Annotated in this window: 16 protein-coding genes; 9 read left to right on the top strand and 7 right to left on the bottom strand. The window is 32.2% G+C overall.

The window, feature by feature from the left end; translation table 11 throughout:
- Positions 1–22: 22 nt before the first annotated feature.
- The 3 genes from ACKTSU_RS08740 to rlmD are packed head-to-tail and all read right to left on the bottom strand — an operon-like array spanning position 23 to position 2,667.
- The gene (locus ACKTSU_RS08740) at positions 23–751 is read right to left on the bottom strand and encodes a DUF6048 family protein (protein WP_408035998.1); all 729 of its coding nucleotides are present in this window, start codon (positions 749–751) and stop codon (positions 23–25) included.
- On the bottom strand, positions 732–1,208 hold the full coding sequence (locus tag ACKTSU_RS08735; RefSeq protein WP_408035997.1) for a DUF6452 family protein: 477 nt from the start codon (positions 1,206–1,208) through the stop codon (positions 732–734). The genes ACKTSU_RS08740 and ACKTSU_RS08735 overlap by 20 nt, the downstream gene beginning before the upstream one ends.
- 7 nt (positions 1,209–1,215) lie before the next feature.
- Positions 1,216–2,667, bottom strand: a complete 1,452-nt coding sequence (rlmD, locus tag ACKTSU_RS08730) for a 23S rRNA (uracil(1939)-C(5))-methyltransferase RlmD (protein WP_408035996.1) — start codon at positions 2,665–2,667, stop codon at positions 1,216–1,218.
- Between the two features lie 145 nt (positions 2,668–2,812).
- Between rlmD and ACKTSU_RS08725 the strand changes: the two genes are divergently transcribed.
- Together ACKTSU_RS08725 and ACKTSU_RS08720 are read left to right on the top strand one after the other, a co-directional pair.
- On the top strand, positions 2,813–3,358 hold the full coding sequence (locus ACKTSU_RS08725; protein WP_408035995.1) for an RNA polymerase sigma factor: 546 nt from the start codon (positions 2,813–2,815) through the stop codon (positions 3,356–3,358).
- Positions 3,351–3,734, top strand: a complete 384-nt coding sequence (locus tag ACKTSU_RS08720; RefSeq protein WP_408035994.1) for a DUF6768 family protein — start codon at positions 3,351–3,353, stop codon at positions 3,732–3,734. Before ACKTSU_RS08725 ends, ACKTSU_RS08720 begins: the two co-directional genes overlap by 8 nt.
- A 52-nt stretch (positions 3,735–3,786) precedes the next feature.
- Here ACKTSU_RS08720 and ACKTSU_RS08715 read toward each other — a convergent pair whose 3' ends face one another.
- Both ACKTSU_RS08715 and ACKTSU_RS08710 read right to left on the bottom strand, forming a co-directional pair.
- Positions 3,787–4,482 (bottom strand): OmpA family protein, encoded by a 696-nt coding sequence (locus ACKTSU_RS08715; RefSeq protein WP_408035993.1) that lies wholly within the window; start codon positions 4,480–4,482, stop codon positions 3,787–3,789.
- 14 nt (positions 4,483–4,496) lie between these two features.
- A complete protein-coding gene (locus ACKTSU_RS08710) occupies positions 4,497–4,973 on the bottom strand; it encodes a hypothetical protein (RefSeq protein WP_408035992.1) in 477 nt (158 codons plus the stop codon).
- Between the two features lie 247 nt (positions 4,974–5,220).
- Here ACKTSU_RS08710 and rocD point away from each other — a divergent pair, with 247 nt between their 5' ends.
- On the top strand, positions 5,221–6,465 hold the full coding sequence (rocD, locus tag ACKTSU_RS08705; protein WP_408035991.1) for an ornithine--oxo-acid transaminase: 1,245 nt from the start codon (positions 5,221–5,223) through the stop codon (positions 6,463–6,465).
- A 56-nt stretch (positions 6,466–6,521) separates the two neighbouring features.
- Here rocD and ACKTSU_RS08700 read toward each other — a convergent pair whose 3' ends face one another.
- Positions 6,522–9,503, bottom strand: coding sequence for a DEAD/DEAH box helicase (locus tag ACKTSU_RS08700; protein ID WP_408035990.1), 2,982 nt, complete (start codon positions 9,501–9,503; stop codon positions 6,522–6,524).
- Positions 9,504–9,663: 160 nt separating this feature from the next.
- Positions 9,664–10,380, bottom strand: coding sequence for an RDD family protein (locus tag ACKTSU_RS08695; RefSeq protein WP_408035989.1), 717 nt, complete (start codon positions 10,378–10,380; stop codon positions 9,664–9,666).
- 118 nt (positions 10,381–10,498) lie between these two features.
- On the opposite strand from ACKTSU_RS08695, the gene ACKTSU_RS08690 reads away from it, so the two are divergent.
- From ACKTSU_RS08690 to ACKTSU_RS08665, 6 genes are all read left to right on the top strand, one after another.
- Positions 10,499–11,464, top strand: a complete 966-nt coding sequence (locus ACKTSU_RS08690; RefSeq protein WP_299035370.1) for a stage II sporulation protein M — start codon at positions 10,499–10,501, stop codon at positions 11,462–11,464.
- The gene (locus ACKTSU_RS08685; RefSeq protein ID WP_408035988.1) at positions 11,457–12,308 is read left to right on the top strand and encodes a hypothetical protein; all 852 of its coding nucleotides are present in this window, start codon (positions 11,457–11,459) and stop codon (positions 12,306–12,308) included. Before ACKTSU_RS08690 ends, ACKTSU_RS08685 begins: the two co-directional genes overlap by 8 nt.
- 76 nt (positions 12,309–12,384) lie before the next feature.
- Positions 12,385–13,047: a DUF4129 domain-containing protein gene (locus ACKTSU_RS08680; protein ID WP_408035987.1), complete on the top strand. Its 663-nt coding sequence runs from the start codon at positions 12,385–12,387 to the stop codon at positions 13,045–13,047.
- Between the two features lies 1 nt (position 13,048).
- A complete protein-coding gene (locus ACKTSU_RS08675) occupies positions 13,049–14,290 on the top strand; it encodes a DUF4350 domain-containing protein (RefSeq protein WP_408035986.1) in 1,242 nt (413 codons plus the stop codon).
- A 1-nt stretch (position 14,291) separates the two neighbouring features.
- Positions 14,292–15,296 (top strand): AAA family ATPase, encoded by a 1,005-nt coding sequence (locus ACKTSU_RS08670; protein WP_408035985.1) that lies wholly within the window; start codon positions 14,292–14,294, stop codon positions 15,294–15,296.
- 2 nt (positions 15,297–15,298) lie between these two features.
- A complete protein-coding gene (locus tag ACKTSU_RS08665) occupies positions 15,299–16,630 on the top strand; it encodes a DUF58 domain-containing protein (RefSeq protein WP_408036901.1) in 1,332 nt (443 codons plus the stop codon).
- The last annotated feature ends 31 nt before the right edge of the window (positions 16,631–16,661 follow it).

Genomic DNA, 16,661 nt, shown 5'->3' with positions numbered 1-16,661 from the left:
AAATCAAGCGTATGCTGATAATTTATTTATTAACAAAAGGGATTAAGTACGATATTGTATAATTAAATCCGAAGCCTGTACTGCTGTCAAATACACGATTAAAACCAGGAGCATATAAGGTTTTAAATCCTTTTTGATCATCAACACTCAGCATTATTTTATAAGAAAAGCTAAACCCAACAAATAAGTTTTTAAAAGTTTCTGCTTTGATACCTAGCTGTAATTCAGTCCAATGAGCAGTTAAGCCAGTATCAGTTATTGGAACTTCAACAGAAGGAATTGAAGGGAAATAGGGAGGTGAGCCAGCAGTACCAGAAGACACATTAGGAGTGTAGCTATTTAAAGTATGATCAAACATAGCAAAGCCATAACGCATACCAACATAAATTTCGTTATTCATGTCTAACCAATTCTCGTAAGCATTGTAATTAGCTCCAAGTCTAATATAATTTCCTTTTGAGGTTGAAGAAGTAAAGTCTTCAAAAGTTATTTCTTCTTCATGACCTAATTCGGCAGCAACATACCACTTTTCAGAAACACGGTAATCTCCCACAAGTTCTAATCCGCTATAACTTTTGTCAATAATAGCAAGACCAGGTTTGCTAATATCTATTCCCAATCGTAAACCGTATCCAGTTTTATAAGTTACCGTATCTTTTTTTTCTTCGGATTTTTCTTTAGATGTGTTTTGTTGAGAATATCCGTTTACAAACACAAATACAAAACATAGACTAATGAAATACTTGTACATGGGAACTAGCTTGATTATCGATTAAAGGAATTTCTTTGGTAGATAAACTGTCTATCCAACCTGTATGATCTAAGGTAACATTTTCAAAAATGATTCTAAAACCACATGAACGAGATACATAGTCTTCTTCTGGTTTATATTCAATGGTGAGTGTAGCGGTTTGATTATTGGCTACATTACCATCTACATCATTCATTTTTAAAGTATAAACTGTTTTTTGTGACAGACTATTTAAAGGAATAGCAATACTATCTGTAGTTCTATTTGTAAAAAGACTGTCTGTTTTTCCTTCTGAAATTACCGATAGATGCTCTGCATTTTTAAGGTCATTAGTATTGTCTTTATCATAAAAACGTAGGACTAAGTTAGGAGTTACTGGGTTTTGTGTACAAAAATCATCTTTTTCACAAGAGCTTAAACCTGCTAGAAGTATGAATAGCGCAATGTATTTTTTCATTAATTTTTTATTTTTCAAATAAAACAACCGTTTCTATATGTGATGTATGCGGAAATTGATCTACTAAACTAATCTTTTTCAATTGATATCCGTTTTTGATTAACTCTTCCGTATCACGAGCTTGCGTTGCAGGGTTACAAGATACATAAACCATTCTATCTGCATTTAAGTTTATGATTTTCTTAAGCGTTTTAGGAGCAATTCCTGCGCGAGCTGGATCTAAAATAATGGTTCTAATTTTATTTTTATACTGTGGATGTTCGTTTAAGAACTTTCCTACATCAGCAGCATAAAATTGTAATCCTTCAATGTTATTTCGTTCAGCATTTTTCTTAGCATCTTCAATTGCTGAAGCAACAATATCTACCCCAACAATTTTAGTGTTATTTGCTTTTGAAGCGATAATTTGCCCGATGGTTCCTGTACCACAGAATAAATCCATAACTACCGTGTTGTCTACAGCTTCTTTGTTTTCTAACGCGTAATCAACTACTTTGGTATAAAGCTTTTCGGCAGATTTAGGGTTAGTTTGAAAGAAGCTCTTCATACTAATTTCAAAGTTTAAGCCTAATAATTCTTCTACAATTTTATCTTTTCCGTATACCAATTTGATACTTCCAGAAGTTGCAATAGTTCTATCGCCAGTTTCATCATTTATAGTATGCAATAAACCAGCTACTCTCTCTCCGAATAATTCAACCAAATAGTTAGCAAAATCTTGTAAATCAAATTTTGATAAACCGTTTGAAGTGGTTACTAAGTTGAATAATAATTCGTTGGTTTTGTATGATTTTCTTACCACAAAATACCTAAAGAAACCTTCTTTTTTAGGTCCATGCCAAGGCGCTAAACCAGTTTTTTCACAATACTCTCTAATGTTTTTGATGTTATCTTCAACTTGTTTGTCAAACAACCCTGAGTCTTTTTCTAAATTATCTCCCATCCACCAAACACCACGACGCTTGAATCCTAGGGTAAACTCATCAATATCGGTTTTGTTTTCACGATCGTAACCAATGGCAGAAAAACCATATTCCATTTTATTTCGGTAGTGGAATATATTTGGAGAAGAAATAAATTCATCAAATAAGTCTTCTATATTTTCAACTTTACCTATACGTTTGAATAAAGACAACGTACTTTCTTGCTTGTATTTGTGTTGTAATTCGATAGGTAATTGAATATATGGAGCTCCAGGGATGTCTTGATACGGAACTTCAACTTCATCTTTTGAGTGTTGTAAAACATCAATTAATTTACATTCTGCATATTTCTTTTTAGATTTTTCTACACGTGCTTTTACCAATTGACCTGGTAAGGTATTCGGTACAAAAACCACGAAAACACCTTCCTCAGAACGTATTCTTCCAATTCCTTTTCCTCCGAAGGCATAATCCTCAATTAAAATCTCGATGATTTGTCCTCTTTTTACAAACTTATTTCGCTCTCTTCTTGGCATTTTCTACTAAAATTTATGGTATGCAAAATTAGGAAAAGATATGGTTTGTGTAACTTTAAAGATGAACATTAATTCTTATTTTTAGTGTAAAATTGAACCTTTTTATTTTTTCTACGTCTATGAGGTGTAATCAATGATGAAAAACTTGAGGAAAATATCTGATGCAACACTGATTTTGGCTTACCAATCAGGAGATTCTAAGGCACTCAATACTTTGGTGAAAAAATGGCATTTGCAATTTTGTAAGTTCGCCTTCTGGATGGTAAAAGATGCTGATGCAGCCAAGGATATAGCTCAAGAAAGCTGGAAAGTTATTTTTAACAAGCTAACCGATTTAAAAGAACCAGAGAAGTTTAAGTCTTGGGCAATAAGTATTGTAAATAGAAAATCGATTGATTATTTACGAGCCAACCAAAGAAAAGCATTGCAGTTGAGAAATTATCAGCAAGAAGAGGTTCAGCATAATGTTGAAGAGGGTGATGATGCTTCTTTATATCGAAAAAAATTAAGAAAAGCAATTTTAGAATTGCCAGAAAATCAAAGAATAATCATTCAGCTGTTTTATTTGCAGAATTATTCTTTAAAGGAAATAGGAGAGTTGTTGGGTATATCGGTAGGAACTGTGAAATCAAGATTGTTTCATGCCAGAGAAAAATTAAAGTTAAGTATAAAAAATAGAAATCATGAGTAAGTTAGAAGATATTGATGCATTAATAAAGGAAACATTAACCGAAGAGGAAGCAAAATTTTACGATGAACTTGAAGAACAGAATGTTTTTCAAATGATAGGAGGCTTGTTTGAAGGAAAAAATAAATGGATTATGTACGGAATGAACTTTGTAACACTGATTTTTTTCGGATTGTTTATTTACTGTATAGTTCAGTTTTTTCATGCAGAAGAAACAAAAGAACTTATTAAGTGGGCGAGTGGAACCATTATTTTTTTAATGGGCGTAAGTATGCTAAAGATGTTTGCGTGGATGCAAATGGATAAAAAAGCAATTTTACGAGAAATTAAACGATTAGAAATACAGGTTTCTTCGTTGTCTGGAAAACATTTGGAATAAAAAAACTCCGTAGGATATCCTGCGGAGTTTTTAATGAATTTTAGGTCACTTTTTATTGACCTGCTTCTTTTTTAGCTTCTTGAATCATTTGTTCGTTAGCAACGATGGCAAATTCAACACGTCTGTTTTTACTTCTACCTTCAGCAGTTTCGTTAGTAGCAATAGGGTCGTTAACACCTAAGCCTTTGGTTTCAAAACGGCTGTTGTTTAATCCTTTGCTAGCTAAATAATTTTTTACAGAATTAGCTCTTTTTTCTGAAAGCGTTTGGTTGTACTCAACAGCACCAGTGCTATCTGTATATCCGTAAATTACAATATCTGTGTTTTGGTAATCTTTAAAAACAGGGACTAATTTCTCTAAGTTAGCTTTAGCTGTTGAAGTTAAACTAGCTTTATTAGTATCAAAACGTACAGCATTTTCTCCTAGTGTAAGTTTAATACCTTCACCAATTCTTTCTACTTCTGCACCAGGTAAAGCTTCTTCAATTTCACGAGCTTGTTTATCCATTTGGTTACCAATTACACCACCAGCAACTCCACCAACAACACCACCTAAAATAGCGCCAAGTTCAGAGTTATTTTTGTTTCCTACATTGTTACCTATTACAGCTCCTATTACAGCTCCTGCGGCTGTACCAATAACAGCTCCTTTTTGTGTGTTATTAGCATTTTGAACTGATTTGCAAGAAGTGAAAATAGTACCTGCTAAAAATAAAATTGATAAACTATAAATGATTGATTTTTTCATAATGCTTTTATTAATTATTGTCTTTGAAATGAATATGTGATGTCTTTTACTTGTCCTGCAACGTTAACTTTGTCAATTAAATCAAAACTAGTTTCAGTAACGTTTCGTAAGCCTAAAATATATCCGGTATTAACGTCTTTAGCTTTGTGATTATTGATGATTTTTAATACAAAGTTTCCATCTTTATTTACATACCAAGTAATTGGAGAACTAAAGTCTTTACAATCTGTACTAGGATTGTTTAAGTTCATTTCTCCTTTGTTATTGTTTGAAATAAAACTCCAGTTACTACCAATAAAACAGCTAGAATCTTCTAAATTAAATGAGTTTACTTTTAAGTATTCTGATCCAGGAAAGTTAACCGAAGTAATTGTCCAGTTACCTTTTAGCATTCGTTCAGTTTTGTTGTCTAGTTTCGTGTTGGTTACAGATGTTGATTTACATCCAATTACAGCTGCAGAAAGCAGTAATAAAAAAATGATTCTTTTCATAAAATGATATTTAGTTAATTTCTTTTAAAGATAAAAAAACTATTTAACTCTGTTTTTATTGTAAACAGTAAAAAGTTAAGGAGTTTTATTTTTTAGACGCGCTAAACCTAAATAAAGTCACTTAAATTTGATAATTTTGTAGCTAGGGATGATTTCTTTCCCACGCTGAATTTTCGAAACTTCTTTTTCGAAAGGATAAAGGTAGATAAGGAATGGTTATTTTATAAATTTAAAAAAATTAAGAAAAATGGCTGTTTTAGACCAATTAACTTCGCAACAAGCGATCGACTTAGAAAACAAATACGGAGCGCATAACTATCACCCATTACCTGTAGTATTAAGTAAAGGAGAAGGAGTGTATGTGTGGGATGTTGAAGGAAAAAAATACTACGATTTTTTATCGGCTTACTCTGCAGTAAATCAAGGACATTGTCACCCTAAAATTGTAGGAGCAATGGTAAATCAAGCGCAAACTTTAACCTTAACTTCTCGTGCATTTTATAACGATATGTTAGGTAAATATGAAAAATTTGCAACTGAATACTTCGGATTTGACAAGTTGTTACCAATGAATACTGGTGCTGAAGCTGTTGAAACTGCTTTAAAGATTTGTAGAAAATGGGCATACGAAGTAAAAGGAATTGAAGAAAACGAAGCACAAATAATTGTATGTAAAAATAACTTCCACGGAAGAACAACTACGATTATTTCTTTTTCAAACGATCCAGTAGCTCGTAAAAACTTTGGTCCGTTTACTGACGGATTTATCAAAATTGAGTACGATAACTTACAAGCTTTAGAAGAAGCGTTAGAAAATAACGATAATATTGCTGGTTTCATGGCTGAACCAATTCAAGGGGAAGCAGGAGTATATGTGCCTTCTGAAGGATATTTAGCAGCTGCTAAAGCTTTATGTGAAAAGCACAATGTATTATTTATTGCTGATGAAGTACAAACAGGAATTGCACGTACAGGAAAATTATTAGCAGTAAACCACGAAGATGTACAACCAGATATTTTAATTTTAGGAAAAGCATTAAGTGGAGGAGCGTATCCAGTATCAGCAGTGTTAGCAAACGATAGCATTATGAATGTTATCAGACCTGGTAACCATGGTTCTACTTTTGGAGGAAATCCAGTAGCAGCAGCAGTAGCTATTGCAGCTTTAGAGGTAGTTAAAGAGGAAAAATTAGCTGAGAATGCTGAACGCTTAGGTAAAATCTTTAGAGAAGAATTAGCTGAATTTGCTAAAGAAAACGATTTAGTAATTTTAGTTCGTGGTAAAGGATTGTTAAATGCTGTTGTAATTAACGATACAGAAGATAGCTCAACTGCTTGGGATATTTGTATGAAATTACGTGATAATGGATTGTTAGCAAAACCAACACACGGAAACATTATCCGTTTTGCACCGCCATTAGTAATGAACGAAGAGCAATTAAGAGATTGTATTTCTATAATTAAAAACACAATTTCTGAGTTTAAAAAGTAAACTCAAAAAATGAATAGATAAAAAAAGGAGCAATTTATTGCTCCTTTTTTTTATACCTAATTTACCATTTCATAAATATTTAAATGCTTTTTTAAGATTCCGGAGGGTGTATTTTTAGTTTCATCAAAAATTCGGGTGTCTCCAAATAGAATAAAACTTTCCTTAGCTCTAGAAACTGCCACATTCAACATATTAGGTTTGTTGTCCTTTTCAAAAAACAAAGTACCTTCATCTTCATTTGAATACACAGAACTGAACAAAATGATGTTTCGTTCTGCTCCTTGTAAAGCGTGAACGGTTCCTAGTTTGATGTCGTTTACCTTATAACCTGCATCAGTTAATGCTTTGGATAATTCTCCTTTCTGACTTGCAAAAGGAGTAATGATTCCTAATACACTTTCAATAGAAGTTACATCATAGGCCTCTTGAATGGTTTCTTTGTTTTGTTGCAACCAAGATACGATGGCTTTTACTTCGGTAATGTTGCAACGACTGTTATACTTACGCTCGCTAACCCCTTCAATATGATATGCCATCATTGATGGAAATGCTTGGTCTTCTTTAGCTTTCCCTTTCATCGGTTTTAAAATACCGTCATAAGCAAGTTCGTTACAAAAGCTAATAATTTCATCATTACACCTTCTGTGTTCTAACAAAACAAGACCTTGTTCGTTGTTGTTAGGTAGCGGGGTTTCAAATTCGCAGGCGTTTTGTGCCATTCTCATGATACTTCCGCTGGAAGCTAAAAACCCTAAATCTTCTAGATATTCATCGTTTTGATTTTCAATAATATTTAAGCTTGTTAGGTTTCCTTGGTCAATTTTTTTAGGAATAGACCAAATAGGTTCAATTTGTTTTAAATCACCTATCACAAAAGCTTTTTGTGCTAGAGAGAATACGGGAATGCTAACTTCTGGAGTTACCTGACCAGCTTCATCAATAATTAATAAATCTAAAAAATTGTACAGCGGTAAGTATTCGAAAATAGGTTTTCCGTTTTCGTTTTCTCCTTGAAACTGACTGTATAAAAAATGACTCGGCGCCATATAAAAAGTAGCCACAAAACAAGGAGTTAGCATCGCTCTTCGTTTCCATCTTGCTTTTATAGCATTTTCACCTGTTCCTTTTTCGGTGTCATATTCTAGCATTTCTTTGGTCTCAAGCAACCATCGTGCTTCCCAATAGTGAGTTGCTAACAAAAAAGCTTTATGACGTAAATGAATATCTAATTCGTCATAAAAGAAGCGTTGTGAAGCATCGTTAGATTTGAGTTTCTCATATTCATTATCCCACATTTCTTCTTCAGAAACAAAAGGGAACCCTTGAATGTCATTTTCATACTTCCAGTTTTTCAGTTTTAAATTAGACTGAAGTAACAAATTCATATGAGCAATACTTTCTTTGATAAAAGCAATCGCTTTTTTATTATCTGAAAGAACAGTGGTGTCAACTTTAAAAATATATTCAGAAGAATTGTTAGAAGTTGAAATCTGTGATTCAGCGATGCAATAACGTTTCATTTTTTGGATGAAATCAGCATCTTTTGAAGCAGATTTTAAATCGTTTAAAATGGTTCTCCATTCTTGTAGTTTAGAGATTTCAAACGTGTTTTTTTGAATGTAATCTTCTTCGCGTGCAAGTATGTTGTTGATGTTGTTTATTGAGTTAATATAATTGCTTGAAAACTCAACTCCATCCGCTAAAATATTCTGAATTGCTATTATTTCCTCCTGTAAATGATAGCATACATCTTCTAGTGAGTTTGTTTCTGTATGAAAGTAATGGCAATAATTAGTAAGAAAATAATACTCTGCTTCAGAAACATAGTTTTCATTTTCTAAATTACACAAGGTACCTTCATGTCCGAATAAATTTCCTTTTAAAAAATTAATGTCGGCTAAGTTTTTTTCACTCTTTGAGTTGGATGGAAGATAGGTTGCATATCCATTAAAATCAGGAATCCAACGGTCAGATAGCCCTTCCATAGAACTTTCAGAATTAATAAAACTATCAATAATATTGGTTACAGCCTGATTGTTGTTAGAGCAAGCGAGAATGATAGGAGCTTCTTCTCCCTCAATTGCAGCTCTTACAAATTCGGTGGCAACTAAGCTTTGTAAAAGAGTGGTTTTCCCTGTTCCAGGAGGTCCGTTTACTGCAGTAACTGCGTTTTCTTCAGCTACCAAATACGACAACAATGTTTTACGTTGACTAACAGATAAAGGGAACTCGTTAGACATCTGCCCTAAATGCAAATGATTATAATTTAAGAAACCATGATCAGTAATGGCTATTTTACGTTCTCTTGTATACGGATTGATAATTTTTGACAAAACAGGAAGTTCTTCTGTATTTTTCAATAAGTTTTCATACAGAAAAAGAATGCTTTTTGCGGTAGAGATTTTTGAGCTTAACGCAAAATAGGTCAATTCATATTTTGTGGTGTACTTATCAACTTGGTAGCGGTATAGGTTGCTATGTGTTATTGCAGGAAAAATATCATTAATGTAGTTCCAGTACTCATCCCAAGGAACAGTTTCTTCTTCGTTTTCAAAATCGGGTGATGCCAATTCTTTTGCCTCTAAAACGGTATCGATAGAAGAAAAAATGAAATCATTTTTTACATCGGCAATAGGAGTGAGGTAATTGCGAACAATTAATGGAAACGCGTCTTTAGGGGTTGATAAATTTCCTGAACGATTAACAATAGCACTAATCCAAAACGGATGAATAGTACGTTGTTTAAATTTTGTGTTATCTGTTTGGTATTCTAAATGAAAAGGAGCGATAAGAATTTTGGTTTCCTCAATCACATGCCATTTCGGACTGTCTTTTTTGGTGATTCCTTTTAATCGATTAATTCTTCGTTCTTCTGCATCTAATATTTCATTAGCTTGTTTTGAGTTGATAATAGCATTGCTTAAATCGGATGATTTTTGACGAAATAAGTTTTTGATTTTACTAATATCAATCGCTAAGTTTTCACTGTCAGATAAGCTGTTTTTATAATATTGAAGCCAGTTTTTCTCGTTGTTCATAGTTGTTCTCGTACCCTAGAATTGTAATTTTTTCAATAAGAAAGGGTGCGAAAATAGTGTATTCAACGCCGTGAAAAATAGTTTCTATCAGCTTTTTATTAACGAAAAAAATAAGGAAGAGGATAGTAGGTTTGTTTTCAGTAAAATAAATGTTGAAAAATTATTGACGTGCGTAATAATGATAATCTTTAATCACAGTGTTTACAAATTCAGCTGGTTTTTGCTCAGTAGAAATTCCTGTGAGTTCAATAATCTTAGCATGAAGTTTTAAAATCACTTTATGATTTCTTTTTCTCATGGCGTCCTTATATACGTTTGAAATAGTGTGAATATCGTTATCAGTTAACAACGTTACTTGCGAATAGGTAGGAGTGTAATTGTCTACTACATCACTAGCAATGGTGTCTTTTAAAGTAATTCTTTTCTTTTCAGATATTACAGTAGTTCCTGCAGCAATGTCACCTAAGCGTTGCCCTTTTCCGTTTAATAAAATGGTTAGTACAGCAACCGAACCACTTGCCAATGTGAAATCTACAACTCGCAATAACCAACGAATTAAATAGCTTCCAAAAGTAGGTTTAGAACCATCTAACTTTACCACTCTTGTTTGATTGAAATATTTTCCAGGTGTTTGTCCGTTCATTAAAATTTCAAAAATCAAGCTGTAAAAAAATATAGGTAATCCAAGTAGCATGTACAAGCTCAGGAATTCCATACTAAAAGGAATATCTAACATTCCTATAATAATGGCTATGATGATATAATATCCGAAAATAAATAAAGCATCAATTAAGTACGAACCAATACGAGTGGTAACATGTGCCACATTTTGACTAATAGTGATGTTCTGAGCAGTTTCTATTTGAAATTTATCCATGAATTAGTTTTTCAATTTTTTTATTGATATTTCTACAACTTTTTTTAGTTTAGCGAAGATAAAAATATTCTATGATTAAGGAAACTTCTCAACAAATACACTTTAATTTTTTGAGTAGATGAGAGAAGCTGCTTTTGTAAATAAAAACAAAGAAAAGTGGCAGCTTTTTGAAGATGCATTGTATCAAAAAACAATTATTTCTCCAGATAAATTATCAGATTTATATGTGGAGTTGACAGATGATTTAAGTTATGCCAAAACCTTTTACCCTAACGGGAATACGGTTGTATACCTGAATTCTATTGCTTCTGCTGCGCATCAAAAAATCTATAAAACAAAAAAAGAAAGTAAGAATAGATTTGCCAGTTTTTTTAAAACTGAGTTTCCTTTGATGTTTTATAGCTATCAAAAAGAATTGTTTGTTGCTTTTATCGTTTTTGCTTTTTTTACCATATGTGGAGCATTTTCAGCAGCGACTGACACCGATTTTGTACGTCTTATTTTAGGAGATAGTTATGTGAATATGACCTTAGAAAATATTGAAAAGGGAGATCCTATGGCTGTGTATAAAGATGCAAATGAAATTAATATGTTTGTAGGAATTACTATGAATAATATACGAGTTGCTATGTATGCCTTTGTATTAGGAATACTGTTTTCGGTAGGAACTTTATATATAATGATGCAAAACGGAATCATGTTAGGATCGTTTTTGTATTTCTTTTATGAGAAAGGTTTGTTTTGGGAATCTTCAAGAACTATTTGGATTCACGGAACCATAGAAATATCAGTAATTGTAATTGCAGGTTGTGCAGGTTTGGTGTTGGGGAATAGTATATTATTTCCTAAAACCTATTCGCGATTAGAATCGTTTAAAAGAGGAATGAAAGACGGATTGAAAATTATGGTGAGTACTGTTCCGTTTTTTATTGTAGCGGGTTTTTTAGAAGGATTTGTCACTCGTCATACTGAAATGCCCGATTGGTTAGCTATTCTAATCATAGGAACTTCGTTAGCATTAATTATATTTTACTACGTTATATATCCAATTAAAGTTTATAAAAATCAACTAACACATGAATAAAGAATACATCGAGTTTAAAAGAGAAAGAGATTTAGGAAGTATTATTTCAGATGCTTTTAAATTTATCAGATTAGAAGGAAAGCAATTCTTTTTATCTATTTTAAAAGTAGCTGCAATACCAATAGTTGTAGCTGTAGCTTCTATGATTTATTATATGATGTCTATGTCATCAATAATTACTGAAGATGCTAGTGCTGCCATTGGTATGGTAGGATCAGTGTTTATTATGATGATAGCTTATTTAGTAGCTATTGTTTTTATAAACTTAGCAGGTATGTACTATATTAAATCTTATATAGATAACAAAGGAGTGGTTAATCAAGAAGAAGTTGTAGCCAACACAAAAGCAAAATTTTGGTCGTTTACAGGTTTTGGAATTTTAGCAGGATTGATATTGTTTGCAAGTGCCATGTTATGTGTATTACCAGTATTTTATACTTGGCCAGCATTATCTTTAGGAGCTTCAATATTGGTGTTTCAAAATGAAACAGCTTCAGGAGCGATAGGTAAATGTTTTAACTTTATTAGTGGATATTTCTGGGAAGTTTTCGGAGTAGTTTTCGTGGTGTCTATTTTAGTAAGTGTTCTAGGATATGTATTCCAAATACCAGCAATGATTTATCAATTTGCAAAAATGGGATTAAGCATGGGAAGTGATGATCCAACAGAAGTTTTTGGATTTTTTAGTGATCCTATTTACTTAATTTTGAATGTTGTTTCAATAGCAGGTCAGCTAATGTTTTACTCAATAACATTAATCACTAACGTGTTTTTATACTTTGATGTTAACGAGAAAAAGAATTTAACAGGAACTATTGAAAGAATTGATAGCTTAGGACAATAATCTTTTGAAACAGTTTCTTTTTTACATAACATTTTTTATTTGCTCAATCGCTGTTTTTTCTCAGGAAGAAAAAAAAGTGATTCAGTATGATGATGCTATTATCGAGCAAAAGAAGTTTGATGCTCAAAAAATAGAAGAGTACAAGCAAAAAGACGAGTTTATATATGTTGTAGAAAAAAGAGAACCTACTATTCTAGAGAAAATATGGGATTGGATAAAGCGAACAGTTATTAAAATACTTTCGTACATTTTTGATGATATTACACCAGCAGTAGGATTTTTACGTGTTGTTTTAAAGATTTTACCTTACGTAATTGCAGGACTCGTACTTTTCTTCATTATTAAATTCTTTTTAAAAGTAAATGCAAGTAATATTATTGATGGTAAAAGAGCAAAACCTATCGTACATCTTTCGGAAGAAGAAGAGTTGATAAAAGAGAAAGATTTACCAAAGCTAATAGAACAAGCTATTACAGAAGGAAACTATCAATTAGCAGTGCGTTATTACTATTTATTACTACTGAAAAACTTATCAGATAAAGAGTTTATTTCTTGGCAACAAGAAAAAACAAATGAAGATTATATAAAGGAGTTGGCATCTAAACAACAATTACACGGTGATTTTAAAAAGTTAACCTATTTGTATGATTATGTATGGTACGGAGAGTTTTCAATCGATAAAGAAAAATTCGTGCAAGCAGAAAGTAAGTTTAAAAATACCCTAGCTAAAATTTACTAATTTGGATAAGAAACTTAAAATATACATTGGTTTATTGGTGTTTATACTGCTTGGTATTATATATATCGAGTCTGTAAAGCCTAAAGAAATCAATTGGTATCCAAGTTATGCTGCTAAGCATAAGATTCCGTATGGTACGTATGTGTTGCATAAAGAAATGCCGAGTTTATTTCCGAAGAAAAAAGTAAAAGACATTCATCAAAATCCGTATACATTTTTAAAAGATTCAACGAATAAGGGAACTTATTTTTTTGTTGATAATGCATTGAATTTTGGTGAAGATGAGTTTTCTGAACTGCTCAAGTTTGTAAAAAGAGGAAATAATGTTTTTATAGCTACAAACGGAGTACATATTGATACGTTACAAACAGAAACGAGTATTTTAACAACATCAGCTTTTGAAGAAAAAGCGTATCAAAAAATGAGTAACTCAATTTTTGGCGGAACAGAATATCATTTTGATAGGGACTTTTCTAAATTCTATTTTTCCGAAGTAGATACCTTAAATACTACTATTTTAGGTGAGTTAGTAGTCAGAAATGAAAACGATTCTATCATCAGCAAAAAACCAAATTACATTAAAGTAAAACACGGAAAAGGAAATTTCTATTTGCATACTTTTCCACAGGCTTTTACCAACTACAACATGTTGTTAAACAACAATTACGAGTATGTAGCAAATGTATTATCCTATATAAGTACTCCTCAAAAAAAAGGAGCTAATGCAAGTACTATAAATGGGGGTGAAAATGCTGTTTTGTGGGATGCTTATTATAAAACAGGAAAAAGTAGTATTACTTCACCGATGCACTATATTTTATCAACCCCACCGTTAAAATGGGCGTATTACATCTCTTTAATAGGTGTATTGTTTTTCATTATTTTTAAAGGAAAGCGTAATCAGCGATTAATTCCAGTAATTACACCGTTAAAAAATCAAACGTTGGCTTTTACGCGTACTATAGCAAATATGTATTATGAAAAGTCAGACCATAAAAATATAGCAGATCATAAAATCAATTATTTTTTAGAGTATATAAGAGTTAAATACAGACTATCAACTCTAAAGATAGATGAGAGTTTTTATAAAAATGTAGCTAGTAGAAGTGGCAATTCTGAAGAAAAGATTAAAGATTTATTTCAGAAAATAAAACAAATACAATCAAAATCAAACATAACCGAAGAAGATTTGATAGCCTTAAACAAAGCTATTGAAGATTTTAAAGCATATAAAAATAGTTAATATGGATACAGAAAATAATTCAGTAGAAACAACAAATGAGTTGTTTACAAGCAGAGTTGACTTGTCAAAATTAAAAGAAGCTGTTGTTAAGATTAAAGAGCAGTTAGGAAAAGTAATTGTTGGGCAAAAGGAGTTTATGGAGCTGTTATTAGTTTCTTTATTAGCTGACGGTCATGTGCTAATTGAAGGAGTGCCTGGTGTAGCTAAAACAGTAACTGCAAAATTATTAGCTAAAACAATTGCAACGGATTTTAGCCGAATTCAGTTTACACCAGACTTAATGCCTTCGGATGTGTTAGGAACTTCGGTTTTAAACATGAAAACTTCTGATTTTGAGTTTAAAAAAGGGCCAATTTTCTCCAATATTGTATTGATTGATGAAATCAACAGAGCGCCTGCAAAAACGCAAGCGGCATTGTTTGAGGTGATGGAAGAAAAACAAATTACGATGGATGGTGAGCGCTATGCAATGAATCCGCCATTTATGGTATTGGCTACACAAAACCCAATAGAGCAGGAGGGAACCTATGCTTTACCAGAAGCGCAATTAGACCGTTTCTTATTCAAAATAAATGTTGGGTATCCAAGTTTAGATGAAGAAATACAAATAATTACTGCTCATAACGATCGTAAAGGGGCGCTACCTCAAACTCAAGTAGAAGCTGTGTTAACCGAGTCAGAATTGTTAGAATATAGGAGTAAGGTTTTTGAAGTATTGGTAGAGGAAAAAATTATTAAATACATTGCCCAGTTAATTTCTAATACACGTAACAATGCACATTTATTTTTAGGAGGTTCGCCAAGAGCAAGTATTGCGGTATTGATGGCTTCTAAAGCTTTTGCAGCGATTAACGGACGTGATTTTGTGATACCAGAAGACGTGAAGAAGAGTATTTATCCAGTATTACGTCATAGAATCATGTTAACTCCAGAACGTGAAATGGAAGGAATGACTCCTGACAAAGTAATTGAAATGATTGTACAATCTGTTGAAGTTCCTAGGTAGTGATTCAATTCTTTAAATCGTTATACATACACAACCGCTTTTTTGTTTACATCAGCGTAGTTTCGGTATTGTTTTTAGTATCGTTTTGGATTCCTATGCTGTATTCTGCAGCATGGATGTTAGTATGGTTGTTTGTTATAGCGATGTGTATCGATTTAATTATTTTATATCGATTTAAAAACGGGTTTTCAGCAAAAAGAATAGTATCAGAAAAGCTATCAAATTCAGATGATAATGAAATAGCGATTACACTTGAAAACAATTATCCATTTCAAGTTTTTATTTCGTTGATTGACGAGTTGCCAGCTCAATTTCAAAAAAGAGATTTTGAGCATGCAATGTCTTTGAAGCCTGGAGAAAAATCAACGTATACATACACTGTTCGACCTGTTGAAAGAGGAGAGTATAACTTTGGAAGAGTAAATGTGTTTGTATCCTCTATTTTACAAGTGTTTTCTAAACGTTACACATTTTCTGCAGAAGAAAGTGTAAAAGTATATCCGTCTTACGTGCAAATGAAAAAGTACGAGTTTTTGGCAATGCACAATAACTTAACTGAGTTTGGAATGAAGAAAATCAGACGTATTGGACATACTATGGAGTTTGAGCAGATAAAAAATTATATTCCAGGAGATGATATACGTACGATAAATTGGAAAGCCACTGCAAAGAGAGGGGATTTGATGGTGAATCAATACCAAGATGAAAAATCGCAACCTATTTATTCGATGATTGATTTAGGGCGTGTTATGAAAATGCCTTTTGAAGGATTGAAATTATTAGACTACGCGATAAACTCAACCTTAGCGTTTTCAAATATTACTTTATTAAAAAATGACAAAGCAGGAATGCTTACGTTTTCTAAAAATGTAGAAAAAATAGTAGCAGCGAGTAGTAAGAAAACAAATTTATCTGTCATTAATGAAGAGTTATATAATATAACTACAGACTTTTCAGATGCTAATTATGCATTATTGTATGCAAATATTAAAAGGAAAATAAATCAGCGAAGCTTACTGATTTTATACACGAATTTTGAACATATTTCAGCTTTAAAACGTCAGTTACCTTACTTGAAGGCTATTGCTAAAAAACATCTATTAGTGACTGTTTTCTTTGAAAACACAGAGTTAGACACGTTAATCAAAGAAAATGCAGAAGATTTACAAAGTGTGTATCACAAAACGATTGCTGAGAAATACGCATACGAAAAACGTTTGATGATAAAAGAATTAGAGAAAAATGCAGTACACGCTATTTTAACCAAGCCACAGCATTTATCAGTTAATGTTATAAATAAATACCTTGAGTTTAAAGCGAAAGGAATGATATAAAAAAAGCGACCATTTGGTCGCTTTTTTTGTG

It is taken from the genome of Tenacibaculum aestuarii, assembly GCF_964510395.1.
Taxonomy (GTDB): Bacteria; Bacteroidota; Bacteroidia; order Flavobacteriales; family Flavobacteriaceae; genus Polaribacter; species Polaribacter aestuarii.
Note: the sequence above shows the minus strand (reverse complement) of the source record. Positions and strands in the feature narration are given on the sequence as shown.

Coding starts and splice junctions, on each gene's coding strand:
- ACKTSU_RS08700 (WP_408035990.1), bottom strand. CDS start 9,503: ATGAACAACGAGAAAAACTGGCTTCAATATTATAAAAACAGCTTATCT.
- ACKTSU_RS08690 (WP_299035370.1), top strand. CDS start 10,499: ATGAGAGAAGCTGCTTTTGTAAATAAAAACAAAGAAAAGTGGCAGCTT.
- rocD (WP_408035991.1), top strand. CDS start 5,221: ATGGCTGTTTTAGACCAATTAACTTCGCAACAAGCGATCGACTTAGAA.
- ACKTSU_RS08740 (WP_408035998.1), bottom strand. CDS start 751: ATGTACAAGTATTTCATTAGTCTATGTTTTGTATTTGTGTTTGTAAAC.
- ACKTSU_RS08670 (WP_408035985.1), top strand. CDS start 14,292: ATGGATACAGAAAATAATTCAGTAGAAACAACAAATGAGTTGTTTACA.
- rlmD (WP_408035996.1), bottom strand. CDS start 2,667: ATGCCAAGAAGAGAGCGAAATAAGTTTGTAAAAAGAGGACAAATCATC.
- ACKTSU_RS08685 (WP_408035988.1), top strand. CDS start 11,457: ATGAATAAAGAATACATCGAGTTTAAAAGAGAAAGAGATTTAGGAAGT.
- ACKTSU_RS08720 (WP_408035994.1), top strand. CDS start 3,351: ATGAGTAAGTTAGAAGATATTGATGCATTAATAAAGGAAACATTAACC.
- ACKTSU_RS08695 (WP_408035989.1), bottom strand. CDS start 10,380: ATGGATAAATTTCAAATAGAAACTGCTCAGAACATCACTATTAGTCAA.
- ACKTSU_RS08715 (WP_408035993.1), bottom strand. CDS start 4,482: ATGAAAAAATCAATCATTTATAGTTTATCAATTTTATTTTTAGCAGGT.
- ACKTSU_RS08735 (WP_408035997.1), bottom strand. CDS start 1,208: ATGAAAAAATACATTGCGCTATTCATACTTCTAGCAGGTTTAAGCTCT.
- ACKTSU_RS08710 (WP_408035992.1), bottom strand. CDS start 4,973: ATGAAAAGAATCATTTTTTTATTACTGCTTTCTGCAGCTGTAATTGGA.